We start from the raw sequence: 20,532 nt of genomic DNA, 5'->3' as shown, positions 1-20,532 counted from the left end.
GATCAGCGCCCCTGAAAGACGGCCGCGCGACGCTCGATGAAGGACTGAATGCCCTCCTTCGCGTCGGCGCTTGCAAGCACGCGATCGCGGATTATCGGGATATAGGCGATCGCCGCCGCCTCGCCGCCTTCGATATATTTGGCCGCGGCTTCCTTGGTGACCTGGATGCCGAGCGGGGCATTGCGCGCGATGATGGCGGCGAGCGCCATCGCCCGCTCGACCTGCTCTCCCGCCGGCACGACCTCCTGGACGAGACCGATTGTGTGGGCGCGCTCGGCTGAAAACTCGTCGCAGAGGAACAAATGATACATCGCGTCACCCCAGCCGGCGCGCGACAAAAAGCGGAAATGCGCGCCCCCGAGCGGCGCAATGCCGCGCTTGGACTCCATCTGGCAGAAGCGCGCATCCTCGGCGGCGACCACGATGTCGCCGGCGAGCATCAGCTCGATGCCGATCGTGAACACGATGCCCTGCACGGCGGTGATAACAGGCTTGCGGCAGCGCTTGGCAAGGCCGAACGGATCGACATTGCCTTCCCTGATATTGCGCTTCTCCGCAGTCGGGCCGAAGAATTTCGGCATGTCCAGACCGGCGGTGAAATCCCCGCCCTCGGCGCAAACCACGCCGACGCGATAGGCATCGTTGTCGTGCAGCTCAGTCAGCGCATCGGACAATTGCTCCATCATCGCCGGCGTGAACGCGTTCTTCTTCGCGGCGTTGTCGATGATGATCTTGAAGACATGGCCGTGCACCTCGGTGCGGATCTGACCTTCGCTCATTTCGCTTCTCTCCGGATAGTCGGTGGGCAAATCAGGCCGGCGGCTGAATTGCCGCGCGGATAGCCTCGATCCGCTGCGGCGTGAACACACCGGAATCCAGGAGTTGGAGGATCGAGAGCACGCCGCCGCGCGATCCCCAGCTTCCCTCCTCGATGATCTCGAAATTGACCCACCAGGTTGGCGCAGGCGCCTGCATGCCGCAGGCCTCCGCAAGCCGCGCCAGCACATTGCGGATCACCTCCGCTCGCACCTCGGCAGGCCAGGCTGCGTTCATCACCGCGATATTGACGGTCATCACGTCGCGCGGCGTTTCCTGGTCCGACAGGAGCCGGCCGCCAATCGCCATGCAGTCGGCTGGCAGGTCATGGAAATGCACCTGAAAGCCCATTCGCGCCGCCGGCGCATGCTGGCCGATCTCGGGCGCGAGCACGGCGTCGGTCAGGCTTTCGGCGAGGCAGCGGCGCTGCGCCAGACCGAGCCGGCCGGCAGGTGCGGTCACGGTGATGATGGTCAACCTATTCCTTTCTGCGACTATGACGCACGTCATATCGCAGTGCCGCTTGCCTATGTCAATCGTCATAGTTTAGATAAAGCACAGCCAATTGCGGAAGTTCCGATGACCACCACGCGCGACAAGATGATCGCCGGCGCCGCCGACCTGATGAGCCGGCGCGGCGTCAACGCCACCAGCATGCGCGACGTCGTCCGCCATACGGCGACGCCACGCGGCTCGATCAGTCACCACTTCCCCGGCGGCAAGCAGCAGATGATCGCCGAGGCCGTAACCTTTGCCGGCAAGCAGGTGTCCATTCCCCTGGAGAGGGCCATGAACGAACGCGGCGTGATCGGTGGCTTGCGAGCTTTCGTCGCATCGTGGCGCCGCCAGCTGGAAGCGACCGGCTTCGAGGCCGGCTGCCCCGTGCTCGCGGTCGCCGTCGACCGCTATGTCGGAGAAGCCTCCGACAGGGACGACGAGACGGCGCAGCAGCACCTGCTCGATCTTGCCGACGGCGTGTTCGCCGATTGGCGACAGATCATGCGCTCAGCCCTCCTGCGCGAGGGAGTGGCCGCCGAACGCGCGGAGCGGCTTGCAACGCTGGTCGTCGCCTCGATCGAAGGCACGGTCGCAATGTGCCGTGCAAATCGCAGCGCCGACACGCTCGATCAGGTGCAAGAGGAGCTGGAGACGGTCCTGTCCTCCGCCCTCGCCCGCACACCAGGATAGAATGGAGACGCACCGATGGATCTCTCCCGACAACGCGAACTCGCCCGCCATCTCGCCGATTTGCGCCGCGAGGGCCGGCAGCAAAGCGGCCTCGAGCAGCGGCTGGTGCCGCCGGATGCCGACACGGCGTACCGCATCGCGCGGATGGTGGAAGAAGAATTGGGCTGGGACGTCGTCGGCTGGAAGATCGCCGGCATGAAGCCCGGGCTCCAGCGCCAGCTTGGCATTTCCACGCCGATCTATGGGCGGGTGTTCGCGCCACTGATCAAGACCTCGCCCGCGAGCGTGGAACACGTCAAACAATGTAGTCCGATTCCGGAGGTCGAGTACCAGGCCCGGCTCGGCGCCGACCTGCCGCCGCGCGCGAAGCCCTATACGGTGGAAGAGGTCGACGATGCGGTCGCTTCGCTGCATCCCGGCATCGAGCTCGCCGAATGCCGCTTCGTCCACGACGCGGCGTTTCCCCCGATGCCCGCAATCATGGCCGACGGCTCCGGATCGGGAACGATCGTGCTTGGAGAGCCCATCGCGGACTGGCGCAAACGCGACATTGCCAATCAGGAGGTCGTCCTGAACTGCAACGACGCCGAGAGGCGCCGCGGCAGCGCTGCAGAGGCGATCGATCATCCGCTGGTGCCGCTCGCCTGGCTCGCCAATGAGCTGTCACGAACCGGCATCGGCCTCAAGGCCGGCCAGACCATCTCCACCGGCACGCTGACGGGCATGCTGCGGCCGAAGCGGGGCGAGACTTACGTCGCCGATTTCGGTCCGCTCGGAACCGTAAGCGCGACCTATGCCTAGACGGACAGACTCAGCGCGCGGCTGCCCGCGGCCACCAGCGTAAACCCGGGATTAACATCGCCTGCCTATTGTCGCTGCAAATAATCTCCCGCGCCAGTTGCCGGACAGAATCATGAAAATCGGTACGCTCCTGACCACCGCCATCGTCTCGCTCTCGACCGTGGGCGGCGGCCTCGCCGTCTACGTCGCCGTGACGAAATACCAGACCATGGAGCGGATCACCGAGGCCCAGGGGCGGCTGGCGATCGTTCGCGCCGTCAGCGACATCCCACGCTACCTCAATCCCGAGCGCGGCTTTTCCACCAACATCCTCTATGGCCCTCCCGCCGTCGACCCGGCGCTGCTTGCCGAGCAGGACAAGCTGCGCAAGCAGACCGATGCCGCCCGCGACAGGATGAACGCGCTGCGCAAGGACCTGCCCGGCCCGTTCGACGACGGCAACACCACCGGCGGCAACATCGACGCCGTCAATTCGAAGTTCACCGCGCTGCGCGAGGCCATCGACAAGGCGATGTCGGGCCCGCCGGAGGCGCGCAAGGACGCGGCCAAGAAGATCGTCGCCGACAACGCCGTGCTCAACGCCGGCGTGACCGCGCTGCTCAACGAGCAGGTCCGCCGCATGGCAATCCTCAACGGCGATGCCTACCGGCAGGCCAGCTACGCCAACATCGCCATGACATTGCGCGACGTGGGCGGCTTCAACTCCAGCCTGCACAAGAATCTCGTCGGGGGCAAAAAGCCGGCGACCGATACCGAGAAGGCCGAGATCAGCCGCTCGCAGGGCCGCAACGACCAGATCGTGATGTCGCTGCTGGAGTTGCGCGGCAATCCCGCAACGCCGGCGAACGTTGCCGCCGCACTGGAGAAATTCAACGCGATCTATATCGACGAGTTCGGCCGCGAGCTCAAGCTGGTGAAGGAGGGTGCGGTCAGCGGCAAGTACGAACACGACATGGACACCTATTACACCGCCACGCAGCGCGGCCTCAGCACCATCATCGACGTCCGCGATGCCTTCTACGACAACGCGGAGCAGATTCTCGCCGGTGCATCCACGGCCGCCCATACCAGCTTCACCATCGCACTCGCGGGCCTCCTCGCCGTGCTGATCGCCAGCGCCGGCCTCATCGTCACGGTCCGCCGCCGCGTCTGCGCCCCGATCGTCAACCTGACGACCCGGATGTCGCGGCTTGCCGATGGCGAGGTTGCGGAAGAGATTCCCGGCGCCGAGCGTTCCGATGAAATCGGTGCCATGGCCGCGGCCGTCCGGGTGTTCAAGGACAACATGATCCGGGCCGACAGCCTTGCGGCGGAGAAGCAGGCCGAGAACGACGGCAAGATGCGCCGCGCACAGGCGCTCGACGGGATCACCCGCGCGTTCGAAGCCAAGGTCACCGAGCTCGTCGGCGGACTGTCCCGCGCGTCATCCACCATGGAAAGCACGGCGCAGTCGATGACCTCGACGGCGGCCCAGACCAACAGCCAGGCCGCGGTCGTTGCCGCCGCCTCACAGCAGACATCGAGCAACGTCCAGACCGTCGCGAGCGCCACCGAAGAGCTGACCTCTTCGATCTCGGAGATCGGCCGTCAAGTGGCCCAGTCTACCGAGATCGCGGCCCGCGCCGTCGACAACGCCCGCCGCACCGGCGACACCGCCCGAGCGCTGGCCGAGGGCGCACAGAAGATCGGCGACGTCGTCACGCTGATCCAGAGCATCGCCGAGCAGACCAATTTGCTGGCGCTCAACGCGACGATCGAGGCCGCCCGCGCCGGCGACGCCGGCCGTGGCTTCGCGGTGGTTGCTGCCGAGGTGAAGTCGCTGGCGGGCCAAACCGCCAAGGCCACCACCGAAATCTCCGAGCAGATTTCGGCGATCCAGGCCGCGAGCGACGAGACCGTGACCGCGATCCGCAACGTTGCCGACGTCATCGGCGAGATCGACCAGATCGGCACCGCCATTGCGGCCGCGATCGAGGAGCAGGGCTCGGCGACCAAGGAGATCGCCCGCAGCGTCCAGGAGGCCGCGCGCGGCACCCAGGAGGTCAACACCAACATATCAGGCGTGCAGCGCGCCGCCGACCATACCGGCACGGCCGCAAGAGAGGTGCTGGGCGCGGCCGAGCAGCTCTCGACCCAGTCACGCGATCTCGCCGGACAGTTCGATCGCTTTCTCGGTGAAGTCAGGGCCGCGTAAGCGCGGCAAACGCGCAGCTTCGTAGTCCGGGACCGTCAATAAGGCGGTGCCTTGCGCGCCCGCTGCGTCTTGGCCGCCTCGATCCACCAGGCGAGATCGTCGGCGAAGCGCGGGAATGAACGTTCGAGCGCTTTGCCGCCCTCGCCGCTCGGTTCGCCCGCCTCCGACAGCGTCTGTGCGATCGGGCCGACGCCGATGGTGCTCGACACCACCACCATGCCCATCTCCGACAACGTGCCATGCCAGGCGGTCGAGGCACGCGCGCCGGACAGGCGGCCGGCCGAATAGCTCACGATCGCGGCCGGACGCCAGAACCACTCCTCGAGGAAGTGGTCGGTGAGATTTTTCAGGCCCGGCTGGATGCCCCAATTGTATTCGCCAGTGACGAAGACGAAACCGTCCGCGCCGCGGATCTCTCCGGCCAGCTTCTCCAGCGCCTCGGGTGCGGAGCCCTTGGGATATTCCTTGTACATGCGATCGAGCATCGGCAGGCCGATCGCCTTGGCGTCGATGAACACGGCGTCGTCGCCGCGGGCGCGCAGCCGATCGATGACGAAATTCGCGAGGCGGATGCCCATGCGGTCGGAACGGTAGGAACCGTAGAGGACAAGGATGCGATTGCTCATGACCGGTAGTATAGCACGGATCAGCAAGCCGGCCTCAACGTTTTGACGCGCTAGGTTCGCCGTCCGCGCTCGAGCGTTTGCGACGGTGTCTCGCCGAACTGGTCGCGATAGCTTCTGGAGAAGTCGCCGAAATGCCAGAACCCGAACGCCAGCGCGACGGCCTTGACGCTGTCGGCACCCGCGAGCAGCCGCTGGCGCACCAGCCACAGCCGCCGCAGGCGTAGATAGCGGTGCAGGCTCATGCCGCGATAGCGGCGGACGACGTCGTGCATGGTGCGAACCGGCAGGCCAAGCTTGCGCGCGATCTCGTCGCTGTAGATGGGCTGAGAGAGGTCGTCGGAAAGCAGCGCGCGGATGTCCTGAAAGACCTTGAAGTTCCGCTCGTCATTGGGGTGCAGGGTCCATCGCGCGGGACCCATATTTTGGAAAATTGCGTCCACGGCGCTGAGCAGGGTCTCCTTCATGGCGGCCGCCTTCAGCGGCACGTCGGGCGCGTCGACCGGCTCCGACGCGGCTGCCAACACCTCCCGAACCACAACGCGGAGCCGGTTCAAGCCCGCGGCGGTCGTTTCGAAGATCTTGAAGCAGAGGGCTGCTTGTGGCCAGCCGCGATCCGTCACCTCCGGCCTGAACACCACCGAGGCGATTTCCCGCTGAACCTCCTCGACGGTGGTGTAGGCCGCGCCGCCGCTGCCGATGACGATGACGGGTCGTGTGCGCTGCGTGCCGTTGAATCGAACCGGCACGTCCAAATCGTCCATCGTGAATCCGATCGCGGTGCAATTCTCGACGAGCTGTGCGTCGACGACCCGCGGAAATGCCCGCGTCAAATTCACGTCGCAGCCGGGCAGCGACAGAATGGTCTGCTCGGCCAAAATCCTCCGTACGAAAGGCGTGAACTCGAAGTTCAGGCCCCGTATGGCATTTCGAAATTCATCGACGTCAGAGAAACGAAATACCTTTGGCGCCAGCGTCGGCGCATCATCAGTTCTGTTCATGGCAATGTGAAACTTCGCGTCGCAACAAACGCGCGTCCGGCAGCGGTGCCGACCCAACTCCCCGTTCCGGTGTCCCCTCAGTCTGAAAGAATCACTTCGAACTATGCCGACCAGTTGGCGAGCGTTGAAGTCCAAGTACAACCCGGCGCATCAAATCTCGCCAATTTTCGATAGCGTTTCCTGCCGTGTCAGCGGTGCTGCAATACCCAAACGATCGAAAGCAACATTTCAAATTAACGTCTGTCGGGCGGAATGAGCACTGTTCGATAGTCAAAATCAATTTTGAGTCAGGCCCCTGCCATGATGGCAAATTCGCCTGCTGATATTCTCGCTGAATTGGAAGAGGCGGTCGCAGCGTGCCCGGCGGAGCGTTGCGACCGCATTCTCTCCGGCATGGTGCAGCTGCTCATTGGCAGCCACGACCAGTGCCGGGAATTGCTCGTCAACGTGGTCGACGGTGTTCTGCTGCGCTTGACGGAACGGGTCGATGCCAGCGCGCTGGTTCAGCTCAGCACGGCACTGGCTGAGCTTGACGTTGCGCCTCCCGAAACATTGTGGCGTCTGGCCTCACACGACGATCCCGACGTGGCGCGTCCGGTGTTGCTCAAATCGCAGGCACTCTCCGCGGCAGACCTCGAGGCTGTCATTGACTCCCGTGGCGAGCGGCATCGACGCGCGATCGCCGCCCGGAGCGAGATCGCGCCGACCGTGACCGAGGCGTTGATCAAGCACGGCGGCCCGATCTGCCTTGCCCTGATCAAGAACCCGGGAACGAAATTCTCCGACGCAGCCTATGCAGCGCTGATTGCCAAGGCTGACCAGGACGGCGAGATCGCGAAGGCGCTGGTGCTCCGGCCCGGCACGCCCGACCTGGTCGTGCGCAAGCTGCTCTCCGCCCCACCAGCCCGGAAGGCACCGGCCACACCCAACCCGCCCGCCGCGGCGCCGGTGCCGGAAGCGGAGCCGGCTCCGCCAAAGCGGCCTTGCAGGGCCGACTACGCAAGCGCGAGGCCGGAGATCGTCGTCCTCAACCGCATCGGCAAGCTCAACGATTCCACGGTGAACCGTTTTGCGATCCGCGGCGAGACGGCCAATTTGTTCACGGCGCTGTCGGTGCTTTCAGGGGCGCCGCTCGAGATCATCGAGCGTGTCGTGAGCGACGACGATTGCGAAGGGCTGGTCATGGCGTGCCGGGCTTCGCGGCTGAACTGGCAGACCACCCTTACCATCCTGAGCAACCGCGGCGGGAAAAGGCTCTCCTTTGTCGAGCGCGAGCGCGCGCAACGCATCTTCGAGACGCTGCTTCTGTCCACCAGCCAATGGGCAGTGCGATGGGGAGAAATAGCAGCAAGCGCCAACACGCGCGATCCGGTAGATCGCGGCTCGAAGATGGTGGTTAACCGATGAAGTTCGACGGTCGCAAAGCGCAGCGCGTAAAAATGGATCACAAGCAGCCGGTCAATCTGATGGGCTCGGACGGCACGTGGCGGCGCAGTTGCGTTCTGCTCGACATATCGCAAAGCGGTGCGAAGATCGAAGTTGAGGGCACGCTCGACGTGCTGCGGGCAAAGGAATTCTTCCTGCTGCTATCGTCGACGGGGCTCGCCTACCGGCGCTGCGAATTGGTCTGGATCGACGGCACCACCGCCGGCGTGCACTTCGTCACCGCAGACGGAAAGAGGAAACCGGCAGCCGCCGCGCAGACTGCCGCTCAGAGCAAATAGCCCCAAGGATTCATCAGCCCCAATTAACTCCAGCATGATTCAGGTCAACCGTGCAGAACGCGCGAATTATATCCCGCCCCGTCAAAGGCGACGGCGGCATCCGAGAGAAGGAAGCGGCACGGCCGTTCGTGCATGTGCTGGCTGATTCCTCGGACAAATTGTCGAGCGTCTGTTCGATTCTCGAGCAGCAGTTTGCCGTCGCAGGCGAACGGCTCGACGCGGAAGCCAAGCTGTCCCAGGTGCCGTTCGCGATCGTGATCCGTGCGGAATTGCGTGACGTCCGCACCATTGCGGCCATCAAGAAACGAGCCTTAAAGCTCGCGAAGGCAACGAAACGCATCTTCCTGGTCGAGCACTCCTCTCATATGAGTATCTCGCAGGCGTACGCGCTCGGGGCCACGCTCGTCCTTCCCGGGACGATCGACAAGATCAAGCTCCTGGCAGCGCTGGCTCATCCCGCCGAAGAGGCGTCTGGTTCCTCAGGTCACGCGCCGCAGCCGGACAACGCCGTCGAGACCGCGGCGATCGCCATCGCGTCGATGTTCACGGCCGTCACGCTCGGCGAGCCTGTCGACGTCGACGGCACGAAGGAAGCCGGCCGCCAGATCGCCGATCGCATCACCCAGCATGGCTTGTCGGAGTGGCTCACCACGGTGCGGCGCCATCACGAGGGGACTTATCAGCATTGCCTCCTCGTCACCGGCGTCGCCATCGACTTCGGCCTGAGCCTTGGCGTCGGCAGGCCAGATCTGGAGCGGCTATACACGGCGGCCATGTTCCACGACATCGGCAAGGCCCGGATTCCGCTTGCCATCCTCGACAAGCCCGGCCGTCTCGATCCGGAGGAACGTGCCATAATCGAGACGCACCCGGTGGCGGGCTACGATTTTCTGAAAGACCACGACAATATCTCGCCAGAGATCCTTGATGCCGTGCGGCATCATCACGAATTTCTCGACGGCAGCGGCTACCCGGATGCGCTTTGCGCCGGGAACATCGGTGATGTCGTGCGCATCCTGACGATCGCGGACATCTTCGCTGCCCTGATCGAGCACCGGCACTACAAGCCGACGATGCCGCGGGCAGAGGCTTATAACATTCTCTGCGGAATGAGTGGAAAGCTGGAAAAGGCACTGCTGACCGCGTTCAGACAGGTCGCGCTCACGAGATGAGCGCAGCAACCCGTCTCGACCCCAGTCTAGTGCGCGGCGCGATGTCTGGTGCGGCGCGGAACGGTCCGGCACGCGAGCCCTTCGGCCAGCAGCTTCATGTCCTCGTGCCGGCCGCTGCGGATCAGCCGGCCGAACTCTTCGGGTGTGAAAGGAAGACTTGGATCATCATCGATCGGACGCCGCACTCGCGGGCCGAAGAACCGTCGAACCAGGCTAGCGAGCCGCCGCATGTCAATTCCCTCGCGCCAGCATCAAACCTTTCAGTCCGTACATTGTTCCTCCTGCACGATCGAGATTGCAAGAGGCCGCCAAGCGGTCCGCACCAAAAAAATTCGGCGAGAGAATAATCTCCTCTGCCTGCGCTACTCGGCGAATCCGACGTAGCGCACGAAATCGTCGTTGCCCTCGCGATCGGAGCGAACGGCGTTCGCGGCAAAGTTGTCGTCGGGATAGCCCATCGCGACGCAGGTCATGATCACCTCGTCCTCCGGAATGTTTGCGACCTCGCGCACGATGTCGGAGCGCATGATGCCCTGCCCGTTGATCACCGAACCGAGCCCGCGGTCCCAGGCCGCGAGCACGATGCCGTAGCAGAGCGCGCCCAGGTCGAAATGGCAGACCGCGCCGGGATCGAGCACGCGGTCATAGGTCAAGACCAGCGACACCGGCGCGTCGAACTGGCGGAAGCCGCGCAGCACCCAGTCCTGGCGCATCGGTTTGTCGTCGCGCGCGATTCCCATCGCGCCGAACAATTTCTTGGCGACGTCGACTTGCCGCGTCCGGTGCACGCCCTGGTATTCGCCGTGGCTGACGATGTCGCGCTTGACCTTGGCGCCGGCAACCATCTCCTCCATATTGCGTCGGCGCAGCTGTTCCAGCGGACTGCCTGTGAGCACGTGGACATGCCAGGGCTGGGTGTTCATCGACGACGGTGCACGTTTGGCGCTGTCGATGATCGCCTCGATCACCGTGCGCGGCACCGGCTCGTTCCTGAAGCCGCGCACGCTGCGGCGCGACTGGACCAGCGTTTCGAATTCCACCTCAAGACCTCCCTGCCCGTTCATTCCCTGGCATTGCCACATGCGAGCGGTTGCCGACGCGGCGCGCCATATCTATGCTAACCCGCAAGCAAGACCAAGAACCCTGTGAGGATCCCATGAAAGCCAACGTGGCCGCACCGCTCGATCCCGTCATCGCCCAGATCATTCCGCTGCTGCCGATGCGCGATGCCACGACGATGACGCCACAGAGCGCCCGCGATTCCTTGCGCGCACTGGCTGCCTCGCGCGCGGCCATACCGCCGCCACCCGTCGACATTGTCGCGGATATCAAGGTGAAAGGCGGCGCCGGACCGCTCGATGCACGGGTCTACCGGGTCGGCACCACGCCCGCACCGACCGTGGTGTTCTTCCATGGTGGCGGCTGGGTCGCGGGCGACCTCGAGACCCACGACCGGCAGGCCCGCAACCTTGCGATCGAGACCGGCGCGGTCGTCGTCTCCGTCGACTATCGCCGCCCGCCCGAAACGCGCTTTCCCGGCGCGTTCGAGGACGCCTTTGCCGCGGTCAGCGACGTGTTTGGCCGCGTCACGGAATTTGGCGGCGATGCAAAACGCCTCGGTGTTGCCGGCGACAGCGCCGGCGGCAATCTCGCCGCCACCACCGCGATCGCCTGCCGCGACGCCGGCATCAAGCTCGCCGCGCAACTGCTGGTCTACCCCGTGACCGACGTCCTCGGGAGTTATGCGGACGCGCGCGAGAACGCACGCTTCCCCTCGCGCGCCGAGAACGCCGAGGGCTACTTTCTTTCACGCGCCGTGATGGAGTGGTTTTGCGGTCATTATCTCGCAGATCCCTCGCACGCCACCGACTGGCGCGTCTCGCCGCTGCGCGCGAATTCGCTTGCCGGCGTCGCGCCCGCGATCGTCACCACCGCCTGGTTCGATCCCCTGCGCGACGAGGGCACAGCCTATGCGCGCGCGCTGGAAGCCGCCGGTGTGCCGGTAAAGCACCATGAAGGCCCCGGCCTGATCCACGGCTATTTTGGTCTCGGCGACGCCTCCGAGGTGGCGCGAGCCGAAGCGCAGCGCGCACGCGCCGACTTCAAGGCGCTTCTCGCGCGCGGCGCCTGAGGGTGATATCGGGAGCGGCAGGATCGGCCGCCACGCCGGCCGGCGTTCAGGCCTTGGCAGCGGGCACCTCGAAGAAGCCCGTCGCCTGAACGAGCCGGCCGTCGCCGCCGAAGCGGCCGAAACTCTCACCCGTGACGAACACGCGACCGGCGCCATCATACATAGTCCAGCGAAAAAGCCCCTGCTCGTGGTGTTCGAGGAAGCTGTCGTTCCTGAAATGCGCGCCAGGAAACTTGAGTTGGGTTTGACCGATGCGCGCCATCAAGGCGTCGCGTCCCTCAATCTGAGAGCCCGGATCGGTATACACACAGTCCGCGGCGACGCTTTGCTCGAGCAGCCGACGCCGCTCGTCCTCATCGACGGGTCCCCACGCCGCCTGATAGGTGTTCCAGGTCTTCAGTCGCGCTTCATCGTTCATCTCGCAGACCCTCTCATGGCTTCATGCCGCTTCCGGCAAATTGACAATTCTTGTTCTTTTGTCAATATGACCGGGGTTCAATTCCGACGCCGGTGAGGCTCATGGCTCGTTCCAGCATTTCGAAAGAGGAGCTCGCGATCGAGGCTGCGACGGAGGTCTTCTCCCGCTACGGCCATGCCCGTACGACGATGGGCGATATCGCCGCCAAGGCGGGCATGTCGCGGCCGGCGCTCTATTTGCTCTTCCCCGACAAGGATGCCGTGTTCGCGGCGGTGATCCAGAGAATGGACGAGCAGAAGCGTCGCGACATTAAGGCCGCAATCGCGCGTCTCGACGGTCTCCATGCCAAGCTGCTCCACGCCTGCAAATCCTGGGGATCCCATGGCTTCGACCTGATCGAGGCGTATCCCGATTCAGCAGATCTGTTCGACCTCCGTTTCCCGGCAGTCCGAAACGTCTACGACAACTTCCAGTCTTTGGTCGCCGCCCTCATCCGCGATCAGGTGAAGGCCGCTGCGATAGCGGACGAGCCGGAAGTACTGGCGCGATGCCTGGTGTTCGGCATGCGGGGGCTGCGCGAAACCGCCAGGACCGGCAAGGAGATGCGGCGGCTGATCGCCGTTCAGGTCACCATGCTCGTCAGAAGCATCGATGACAGCGTTTGAGCTGCGAACAGCCGCCTATCTCCCCGCCCGTTGCGCGTCGGTGTGCCCCCACGTCTGGTCCCAATCCTGACCGGCGGCATCGACGACGCGGCCGTCGGCTTCGAAGAACTTGTTCGGCACCTGGAAGATCGCCAGGATCAGGGCGCCCTCCGGGCACCAGGCGGCATGCCGGCTGCCCGCCTCGCGCCAGATGAACTCGCCGGCCTTGCAGGCAATCCCCTTGGCCGGTCCCTCGTTGTCGACGAGAGCGCCCTCGATGACATAACTCTGCTCGACGCCGACATGCTCGTGATCGGGCAGCACCGAGCCCGGCGCAAAGCGCATCAAGGCCGTCATCAGACCGCTGCTGCGATCGAACAGCAGCGTCTTGGCCTCGCAGCCGGGAAAGCGCGTCTTCTGCCATTCCATCTCTTGCGGCCGAACCAGGTGAGAATGCCGGTCAGCAGCGGCATCCGGCATGTTCGCAATCAGGGTCTCCATCACGATGCTCCCTTCGGCTAAACTCTCCCGAAGCTAGCAGGATCGCCCGTCCCGGTCAGCGAGCAGTGCAGCAGGCCGTCGGCCGCTTCGCACCCGCGCTCGAAAAATCGCCAGGAAGACCGGACGGCAGGCGCTCATCCAGCTTGATTGCGCCACGATTCCCGGCTCCAATCCGCGCGCCATTTCTGGTTTAGGGAGACAATCATGATGAAGCGGATTTTCCTGGCTGCGATCGTTGCCACGTTTGCGGCAGGTTCGGCCTTCGCGGAGGACACCTGCGAAAGCAAGGCCGTCGGCAAGGACGGCAAGGCCCTGGCTGGTGCCGCCAAGACCTCGTTCATGAAGAAGTGCAAGGCCGACGCCTGCGCGCCCAAGGCCGTCAGCGCCGAGGGCAAGCCGCTCGCCGGCGCCGCCAAGAACAGCTTTATGAAGAAGTGCGAAGTCGGCGCCTGACCGCTGCGACTTTGGTGCTCATTTAGCGAGCAACGGTTCCACAAACTCGTCATGCCCGGGCTTGTCCCGGGCATCCACGTTTTTGTCTCTGAATAACAGAGGCAAAGACCGTTTGCCTCTTCTCGCACGCACCGAGCGCGCAGAGCAAAATCGTCGCCACCCTAGACAGAGTGCCTCGGCTAGCGGAACATGCAGCGCTGAGCGAACCGGGGCGCACCAACGAATCTTCCAGCAAAGGGTGGTCGAGATGTTGCAGTTTCGAGTGCGTGATTACACGATGGCGATAATGAGCGTGCTCTTCGCGTTGCTCATCAGTTTTGATGTCGCGCATGCGAGGGGCCCGGGACTTCCCAACGTCATGGTGCTCGCAACCGGCGGCACGATCGCCGGCAGCGGGGCGAGCAGCACCACCGTGGTCGGCTACACCGCCGCGACGGTGGGCATTGAGACGCTCCTGAACGCCGTCCCCGAGCTGAAAACGGTGGCCAACGTCAAGGGTGAGCAGGTTTTCCAGATCGCCAGCGAGAACATGAACAATGACTACTGGCTCAAGCTCGCAAAGCGCGTCAACACGCTGCTCGCGCAGGACGACGTCGATGGCATTGTGATCACGCACGGGACCGATACGATCGAGGAAACCAGCTATTTTCTGGATCTCGTCGTCAAGAGCAAGAAACCTGTCGTCGTCGTCGGCGCGATGCGGCCGTCGACGGCGATCAGCGCGGATGGGCCGATCAACCTCTTCAATGCGGTGATCCTCGCAGGCAGCGACGAGGCCGTCGGCAAGGGCGTGCTCGTTGCTCTCAACGATCAGATCAACGCGGCTCGCGATGTGACCAAGAACAACACCTCGACGGCAGACACCTTCCGCACGCCTGAACTCGGCTTTCTCGGCTACATGCAGGGCAACAAGCCGTTCTTCTATCGTCAATCGACGCGGCGGCACACCGCGGACTCCGAATTCGACGTCTCCAGCCTCGATGTCCTGCCGCAAGTCGACATCGTCTACGGCTACGCCAACATGAACCGGGTCGCGATCGACGCGTTTGTCGCCGCCGGGGCCAAGGGGATCGTGCATGCCGGCGTCGGTGACGGCAGCCTGGCTCGTCCCGCGGTCGAACCGGCCCTCGACGAGGCCCGCAAGAAGGGCGTCGTGATCGTGCGCAGCAGCCGTGTCGGCAACGGCATCGTCGCACGCAATGGCGAGGCCAAGGATGACGAACACGACTTCGTCGTCTCGGATACGCTCAATCCTCAAAAGGCGCGTATTCTGCTGATGCTGGCGCTAACCAAGACGACCGACACCAAGGAAATCCAGCGGATGTTCTTCACTTACTAGACCGTCCGGTCGCCCTACTCCCGCTTGAAACGGTAGTCGAAGGCGGCGCCGAACGGCTTGATCAGCCCGACCGTCGGCGCCGGGAAATGAATCGGCAGGATCAGCGTGTCGGTGTCGGCGACGGAAGCAAAAAACTTTCGCCGCGACACCGCCGACTGCTTCGCATCCCAATCCGGCTTGGCCGACCAGTCCGGCTCGCGGCACTGGATCTGGTGATGCATGAGATCGCCGGCCACCACCGCGCGCTGGCCCTTCGAGAAAATGTTCACGCAGCAATGACAGGGCGAATGCCCCGGCGTCGGCGTCAGCGTGACGGTGTCGTCGAGCGCGTAATCGTCATCGACCAGCAGCGCTTGGCCTGCCTCGACGATCGGTAGGCAATTGTCGCGAAACACGGTGCCGGGCGGGTTGCTGCCCTTGGCATGCTCGGCCTCCCAGGCCGCATATTCACCTTTGTGGAAGACGTATTTCGCATTCGGAAAATTCGGCACCCAACGGCCGTCGCGCAAGGTCGTATTCCAGCCCGTGTGGTCGATATGCAGATGCGTGCAGAAGACGTAATCGATCTGTTCGAAGCCGATGCCGAGCGCGAACAGCTCGTTGCGCCAGCGCTCCTTGCCCGGAAAATCGAACGGCGGCGGATGGCCTTGTCCTCGCCGGTGCAGGTATCGACCAGGATGGTGTAGCGCGGCGTGCGCACCACGAAGGTCTGATAGGTGATCACCATCATGCCGCGCGCGGCGTCGAACACCTCCGGCTCCATCGTCGGCAGATGGTGCTTGAACACACCCTCGTCATAGGCCGGGAAAAAATCCTGCGGCCGCCGCCACGGCCCCTCCCGCTCGATCACCGCATCGATGGTGATGTCGCCGATCCGCAGCTGCTTCATGCGCGTTCCACCCCAGCTTTTAAAGCAGCGTAGCGGGCGGCATCGGAGCGTTCAAGCCGGAAGGCGCAGAGCCGTCCCCTTGCGCGATGATTGCCGCAAATCAACCCCAAACGCCGCCGACGGTGATCACGGAATTGGGGGAAGAATCGGTGGGCACGAAACTGAGAGTCGCGACGGCAGCCATGATCGCCGTCGCCGCGGGCGTCTACGTCAACAACACGAGTCTGCTGGCGCCTCATCGTAACGGCAAGCCGGTGCTACTCGCCCATCGCGGCATGGCGCAGCGCTTCGATGAGCGCGATGTGAAGAACGACACCTGCACCGCCGCGCAAATGTTGCCGGCGACACACGACTATCTGGAGAACACTGTTCGCTCGATGCGGGCAAGCTTCGACGCCGGCGCGGATGTGGTCGAGCTCGACGTGCACCCGACCACCGACGGCGAGTTTGCCGTCTTCCACGACTGGACGCTCGATTGCCGCACCGACGGCCACGGCGCGACGCGCGAGCAAAGCATGGCGAGGCTGAAGCTGCTCGACATCGGCTATGGTTACACCGCCGACGGCGGCAAGACATTTCCGTTTCGCGGCAAAGGCATCGGGATGATGCCGAAATTGTCGGAAGTGTTCGCCGCCTTCCCTGACAGGAAGCTGCTCATCAACGTGAAGAGCCGCGACGCATACGAAGGCGAGAAACTTGCCACGGTGTTGAACGCGCTGCCGGCCGAGCGCCGCCGGACGATCATGGTTTATGGCGGCGACGAGCCCATCGACATGATCCGTCGCCTTACCCCGGAAGTTCGCACGATCTCGCGCGCGGCAATCCGAAGCTGCCTGATCGGCTATATCGGCTACGGCTGGACCGGCTTGGTGCCGGCAGCCTGTCGGAACGCGATGGTGCTGGTGCCGATCAATATCGCGCCCTTTCTATGGGGCTGGCCTGACCGCTTCCTCGCGCGCATGGAGGGCGCGAACAGCGCAGTGTTCGTGCTCGGTCCCTACAGTGGAGGCGAGTTCTCCACCGGCATCGATACGCCCGAGCTCTTTGCCCGGCTCCCGCAAGGCTATTCCGGCGGGATCTGGACCAACGAGATCGAGGCAATCGCCACGATCGCGGGCAAGGGCAAGGGCAAGGGAAAGAGCAAGAACTAGCTCCGCAACCCCGGCGCTTCCTGCCCCGTGCGCGCGACATATTCGGTGTAGCCGCCGCCGAACTGGTGGATGCCCTCGGGCGTCAGCTCCAGCACGCGGTTCGACAGGACGCTGAGAAAATGCCGGTCATGCGAGACGAACAGCATGGTGCCCTCGAAATCCGACAGCGCCGCGATCAGCATCTCCTTGGTGGCAAGGTCGAGATGGTTGGTCGGCTCGTCCAGCACCAGAAAGTTCGGGGGGTCGAACAGCATCTTCGCCATCACCAGGCGCGCCTTCTCGCCGCCTGACAGCACGCGGCAGCGCTTCTCGACGTCGTCGCCGGAGAAGCCGAAGCAGCCTGCGAGCGCGCGCAGGGAGCCCTGCCCGGCGGTCGGAAACGCGTATTCGAGTGACTCGAACACCGTCTGCTCGCCATCGAGCAAATCCATCGCGTGCTGGGCGAAATAGCCCATCTTGACGCTGCCGCCGACCGCGACCGTGCCCTCGTCCGGCTCGCTCGCACCGGCGACGAGCTTGAGCAGCGTCGATTTGCCGGCGCCGTTGACGCCCATCACGCACCAGCGTTCTCGGCGGCGGATCATGAAATCGAGCCCGTCATAGATGCGCTTGCTGCCGTAGCCCTTGAACACCTTCTTGAGCGCAACGACGTCCTCGCCCGACCGCGGCGCCGGCGGAAAGTCGAATGCCACCGTCTGGCGGCGGCGCGGCGGCTCGACCCGCTCGATCTTGTCGAGCTTCTTCACCCGGCTCTGGACCTGTGCCGCATGAGATGCGCGCGCCTTGAAACGCTCGATGAACTTGATCTCCTTGGCGAGCATGGCCTGCTGGCGCTCGAACTGCGCCTGCTGCTGCTTCTCGCTCAGTGCCCGCTGCTGCTCGTAGAACTCGTAATTGCCGGCGTAGGTGGTGAGCGATCCGGAATCGATTTCGACGACTTTCGAGATCACGCGGTTGATGAACTCGCGATCATGCGAGGTCATCAGCAGCGTACCTTCGTAGTCGTGCAAGAACTTCTCCAGCCAGATCAGGCTTTCGAGATCGAGATGGTTGCTCGGCTCGTCGAGCAGCATGACGTCGGGGCGCATCAGGAGAATACGCGCCAGCGCCACGCGCATCTTCCAGCCGCCGGAGAGCTTGCCGACGTCGCCGTCCATCATCTCCTGGCTGAAGCCGAGGCCGGACAGCGCCTCGCGCGCACGGCCGTCGAGCGCATAGCCGTCGAGCTCCTCGAACGCGTGCTGCACCTCGCCGTAACGCGCGATGATCTCGTCCATCTGGTCGGCCTTGTCGGGATCGGCCATCGCGGTCTCGAGCTCCCGCAGCTCGGCCGCGACCGCACTCACGGGTCCCGCCCCGTCCATGACCTCGGCCACGGCGCTGCGGCCGGCCATCTCACCGACGTTCTGGTTGAAATAGCCGATGGTGATGCCGCGATCGGTCGAGACCTGCCCCTCGTCGGGCAGTTCCTCGCCGGCGATCATCCGGAATAGCGTGGTCTTGCCCGCACCGTTCGGGCCAACGAGGCCGATCTTCTCGCCCTTGTTGAGGGCGGCGGAGGCTTCGATGAACAGGATCTGGTGGCCGGCTTGCTTGCTGACGTTGTCGAGGCGGATCATGGGGTCTTTTTGGGGGATTGTTGCGTTGCAGCGTCATAGGCCATGCCGGCCGCCAGGGGAAGCCCGGCCGGACCCGGATCAGCCCCGCGCGCCGCCGAATTCGCGCAATTCGACCCGCAGCTTAGGCCTTGTAGACCTCCACGGTCTGCATCATGCCCATCTCCTCATGGTTCATCATGTGGCAGTGGAGCATGTAGACGCCGGTGAAATCGATGAAGCGCGAGCGGAACACGACCTGGCCGCCCTTGCGCTCCACGATCACGGAATCTCGCCATTCCGGCACCGCCAGCGCCTTGCCATTGGCCGAGATCACCTGGAACGGGTTGGTGTGGATGTGGAACACGTGGTCGTCATGCTCATGGGTGTTGACGATGGTCCACTCCTCGACCGCACCCAGCTTGACCCGTTGATCGATACGGCCAGGGTCGAACTTCTTGCCGTCGACGAAGAACTCGAATTCCTGCCAATGGCCGGCGGCATCGGCCTCCGGCGCGGTCGCCGAGAGCACCACCTTGCGACGGTTGGTGATCTCGGAATCCTTGATGGTCGCGAGCGGCGCCGGCGGCAGGACCCGCGGCAGCTTCATGTCCATCGGCGCGCCTGAGACCACGACCCGCGCCAGCGGTCCCACTGGCGAAGGATGGCCCTGGTCGTACTGCGCCGCGTTGAAGGCGTAGGTGCCGGGGCTCCCTGCTTTCACCAGAATGTCCGCGCGCTGGCCGGGCGCGATCAGGACCTGCTTGAGCGGCTGCATGGCGCCGAGCTGGATGCCGTCATAGGCGATCGCTTGCAGATCGTGCTTCTCCAGGTCGAGCAGCATGTCGTCCTGATAGGCGGCATTGAGGATGCGCCAGCGCTGCACCTCGCCGGGCCGCATCTCGATCATTGGCCGGCGCTGGCCGTTAATGGCGAGAAAACGCGTCGCAGTCTCGGGAAACAGCGTCTCGAAATTCTCGACCATGCCGTTGGCATCGTAGACCACCTGGGTCAGCACCATGAGACGTTCGCGGGCGGTCGCGATCTCTGGAATTTCGGCGAAATCGCCCTCGATGACGACGGCGCCGACCATGCCGGAGGACATCTGGATGTCAGCGCTGCCGTGGTGATGTGGGTGATACCAGTAGGTGCCCCTGGTGTGATCGGCCGGCAGCGTGATTTCGATGTTGTAGCTGCGGCCCGGCGCCATCGAGCGCATGACGTTGTCGGAAATCCCGCTCGGGCTGGTATGCGCGCCGTGGAAATGGAAATTGGTGTTGTTGAACTGGTGCGGATGACTGATGTCGGCCGGCAATCCATCGCGGTTCGGCGGCAAATCGTTGATCATCTTGATGCGCAGGGTATCGCCGGGCTTCATGCGCAAGGTCGGGCCGGGGCTGCCGCCCTCATAGGACCTGACATAGAGCCGGACGCCGCCGATCTGGCGATAGGCATAGCCGACGCGCAAGGTCGTGCTCAGCACGCCATTGACGGACCGCCGCACCTCGGGCTCGAGCAGCGGCTGGTCCATGGCGGGAACGGGCGTATCAGCGATCATTCCCATGGTCGGCGACATGTCCGCGGTGTGGGACGTGCCTGCATGGTCGTGCACGGCGTGCTGGGCATTCGCTGCACCTGCGAACAGCGACAACGCGCCCGCTTTGAGACCGCAATCCAGCAATTGGCGGCGCGACAATGTCGTCGTGCCCATGGTGCTGGTGACTGAAGACGCACCGTTCGGATCGTGCTGCATTTGAATCGCGCCCCCTGTTGCCGGACCGTCTTCCGTTCGATTCGATTTCAAAGCAAGCACGAAACCACAATTCGATCTGCGAGCGCACGACATTCAGCGGTTGTAAACCTTCTCACCCGTTCTATCGTCGCATGATGCA

General features: G+C 64.1%; 21 protein-coding genes and 1 pseudogene. 11 read left to right on the top strand and 11 right to left on the bottom strand.

What is annotated here, in order from left to right; translation table 11 throughout:
• Positions 1-2 precede the first annotated feature (2 nt).
• Positions 3-779, bottom strand: a complete 777-nt coding sequence (locus IVB45_RS16465) for a crotonase/enoyl-CoA hydratase family protein (protein WP_027569762.1) — start codon at positions 777-779, stop codon at positions 3-5.
• 31 nt (positions 780-810) lie between these two features.
• Complete coding sequence (locus tag IVB45_RS16460; protein WP_247361349.1) at positions 811-1,293, bottom strand: tautomerase enzyme; 483 nt, start codon at positions 1,291-1,293, stop codon at positions 811-813.
• A gap of 102 nt (positions 1,294-1,395) precedes the next feature.
• On the opposite strand from IVB45_RS16460, the gene IVB45_RS16455 reads away from it, so the two are divergent.
• The 3 genes from IVB45_RS16455 to IVB45_RS16445 all read left to right on the top strand — a co-directional run bounded on the left by IVB45_RS16455 (position 1,396) and on the right by IVB45_RS16445 (position 4,999).
• Positions 1,396-2,004, top strand: coding sequence for a helix-turn-helix domain-containing protein (locus IVB45_RS16455; RefSeq protein WP_247361350.1), 609 nt, complete (start codon positions 1,396-1,398; stop codon positions 2,002-2,004).
• Between the two features lie 15 nt (positions 2,005-2,019).
• Positions 2,020-2,805, top strand: coding sequence for a fumarylacetoacetate hydrolase family protein (locus tag IVB45_RS16450; RefSeq protein ID WP_247361352.1), 786 nt, complete (start codon positions 2,020-2,022; stop codon positions 2,803-2,805).
• A 112-nt stretch (positions 2,806-2,917) separates the two neighbouring features.
• Positions 2,918-4,999, top strand: a complete 2,082-nt coding sequence (locus IVB45_RS16445) for a methyl-accepting chemotaxis protein (protein WP_247361354.1) — start codon at positions 2,918-2,920, stop codon at positions 4,997-4,999.
• A gap of 35 nt (positions 5,000-5,034) precedes the next feature.
• Here IVB45_RS16445 and IVB45_RS16440 read toward each other — a convergent pair whose 3' ends face one another.
• Positions 5,035-5,625: an NADPH-dependent FMN reductase gene (locus IVB45_RS16440; protein WP_247361356.1), complete on the bottom strand. Its 591-nt coding sequence runs from the start codon at positions 5,623-5,625 to the stop codon at positions 5,035-5,037.
• A 50-nt stretch (positions 5,626-5,675) separates the two neighbouring features.
• Positions 5,676-6,623 carry a helix-turn-helix domain-containing protein gene (locus IVB45_RS16435; RefSeq protein WP_247361402.1) on the bottom strand — a complete coding sequence of 316 codons (948 nt, stop codon included), beginning with the start codon at positions 6,621-6,623 and terminating at the stop codon, positions 5,676-5,678.
• Positions 6,624-6,923: 300 nt separating this feature from the next.
• Between IVB45_RS16435 and IVB45_RS16430 the strand changes: the two genes are divergently transcribed.
• Genes IVB45_RS16430 through IVB45_RS16420 form a run of 3 tightly spaced genes read left to right on the top strand, consistent with a single transcriptional unit; the run spans position 6,924 to position 9,519 of the window.
• The gene (locus IVB45_RS16430) at positions 6,924-8,030 is read left to right on the top strand and encodes a DUF2336 domain-containing protein (protein ID WP_247361359.1); all 1,107 of its coding nucleotides are present in this window, start codon (positions 6,924-6,926) and stop codon (positions 8,028-8,030) included.
• Positions 8,027-8,347 (top strand): PilZ domain-containing protein, encoded by a 321-nt coding sequence (locus tag IVB45_RS16425; protein ID WP_007591767.1) that lies wholly within the window; start codon positions 8,027-8,029, stop codon positions 8,345-8,347. Before IVB45_RS16430 ends, IVB45_RS16425 begins: the two co-directional genes overlap by 4 nt.
• A 50-nt stretch (positions 8,348-8,397) precedes the next feature.
• Complete coding sequence (locus IVB45_RS16420; RefSeq protein WP_247361361.1) at positions 8,398-9,519, top strand: HD domain-containing phosphohydrolase; 1,122 nt, start codon at positions 8,398-8,400, stop codon at positions 9,517-9,519.
• Positions 9,520-9,545: 26 nt separating this feature from the next.
• Here the strand turns inward: IVB45_RS16420 and IVB45_RS16415 are convergent, their stop codons facing one another.
• Together IVB45_RS16415 and IVB45_RS16410 are read right to left on the bottom strand one after the other, a co-directional pair.
• Positions 9,546-9,749, bottom strand: a complete 204-nt coding sequence (locus IVB45_RS16415) for a hypothetical protein (protein ID WP_018456356.1) — start codon at positions 9,747-9,749, stop codon at positions 9,546-9,548.
• Positions 9,750-9,881: 132 nt separating this feature from the next.
• Positions 9,882-10,559 (bottom strand): nitroreductase, encoded by a 678-nt coding sequence (locus IVB45_RS16410; RefSeq protein WP_247286315.1) that lies wholly within the window; start codon positions 10,557-10,559, stop codon positions 9,882-9,884.
• Positions 10,560-10,675: 116 nt separating this feature from the next.
• Here IVB45_RS16410 and IVB45_RS16405 point away from each other — a divergent pair, with 116 nt between their 5' ends.
• Positions 10,676-11,650 carry an alpha/beta hydrolase gene (locus tag IVB45_RS16405; RefSeq protein ID WP_247286316.1) on the top strand — a complete coding sequence of 325 codons (975 nt, stop codon included), beginning with the start codon at positions 10,676-10,678 and terminating at the stop codon, positions 11,648-11,650.
• 46 nt (positions 11,651-11,696) lie between these two features.
• Here the strand turns inward: IVB45_RS16405 and IVB45_RS16400 are convergent, their stop codons facing one another.
• Entirely contained in the window at positions 11,697-12,068 is a 372-nt protein-coding gene (locus IVB45_RS16400; protein ID WP_247286317.1) for a nuclear transport factor 2 family protein, read from the bottom strand.
• Positions 12,069-12,169: 101 nt separating this feature from the next.
• On the opposite strand from IVB45_RS16400, the gene IVB45_RS16395 reads away from it, so the two are divergent.
• On the top strand, positions 12,170-12,733 hold the full coding sequence (locus IVB45_RS16395) for a TetR/AcrR family transcriptional regulator (protein ID WP_256469465.1): 564 nt from the start codon (positions 12,170-12,172) through the stop codon (positions 12,731-12,733).
• A gap of 15 nt (positions 12,734-12,748) precedes the next feature.
• On the opposite strand, the gene IVB45_RS16390 is transcribed toward IVB45_RS16395, so the two are convergent.
• A complete protein-coding gene (locus tag IVB45_RS16390) occupies positions 12,749-13,213 on the bottom strand; it encodes a cupin domain-containing protein (RefSeq protein ID WP_247361365.1) in 465 nt (154 codons plus the stop codon).
• A gap of 204 nt (positions 13,214-13,417) precedes the next feature.
• On the opposite strand from IVB45_RS16390, the gene IVB45_RS16385 reads away from it, so the two are divergent.
• Together IVB45_RS16385 and IVB45_RS16380 are read left to right on the top strand one after the other, a co-directional pair.
• Positions 13,418-13,666, top strand: coding sequence for a hypothetical protein (locus tag IVB45_RS16385; protein WP_035962662.1), 249 nt, complete (start codon positions 13,418-13,420; stop codon positions 13,664-13,666).
• Between the two features lie 286 nt (positions 13,667-13,952).
• On the top strand, positions 13,953-15,005 hold the full coding sequence (locus tag IVB45_RS16380; RefSeq protein ID WP_051462938.1) for a type II asparaginase: 1,053 nt from the start codon (positions 13,953-13,955) through the stop codon (positions 15,003-15,005).
• A 14-nt stretch (positions 15,006-15,019) separates the two neighbouring features.
• Here the strand turns inward: IVB45_RS16380 and IVB45_RS39075 are convergent.
• Positions 15,020-15,894 (bottom strand): annotated as a pseudogene (locus IVB45_RS39075) (MBL fold metallo-hydrolase).
• A gap of 182 nt (positions 15,895-16,076) precedes the next feature.
• Here IVB45_RS39075 and IVB45_RS16365 point away from each other — a divergent pair.
• Positions 16,077-17,045, top strand: a complete 969-nt coding sequence (locus IVB45_RS16365; RefSeq protein WP_247361405.1) for a glycerophosphodiester phosphodiesterase family protein — start codon at positions 16,077-16,079, stop codon at positions 17,043-17,045.
• On the opposite strand, the gene IVB45_RS16360 is transcribed toward IVB45_RS16365, so the two are convergent.
• Both IVB45_RS16360 and IVB45_RS16355 read right to left on the bottom strand, forming a co-directional pair.
• A complete protein-coding gene (locus IVB45_RS16360; RefSeq protein WP_247501291.1) occupies positions 17,042-18,664 on the bottom strand; it encodes an ABC-F family ATP-binding cassette domain-containing protein in 1,623 nt (540 codons plus the stop codon). The two genes, IVB45_RS16365 and IVB45_RS16360, sit on opposite strands and share 4 nt — an antisense overlap.
• A 121-nt stretch (positions 18,665-18,785) precedes the next feature.
• Complete coding sequence (locus tag IVB45_RS16355) at positions 18,786-20,393, bottom strand: multicopper oxidase family protein (protein WP_247361372.1); 1,608 nt, start codon at positions 20,391-20,393, stop codon at positions 18,786-18,788.
• Positions 20,394-20,532: the final 139 nt, after the last annotated feature.

The organism is Bradyrhizobium sp. 4, from assembly GCF_023100905.1.
Lineage (GTDB): Bacteria > Pseudomonadota > Alphaproteobacteria > Rhizobiales > Xanthobacteraceae > Bradyrhizobium.
This window is presented reverse-complemented; position numbering and strand designations above follow the sequence as displayed.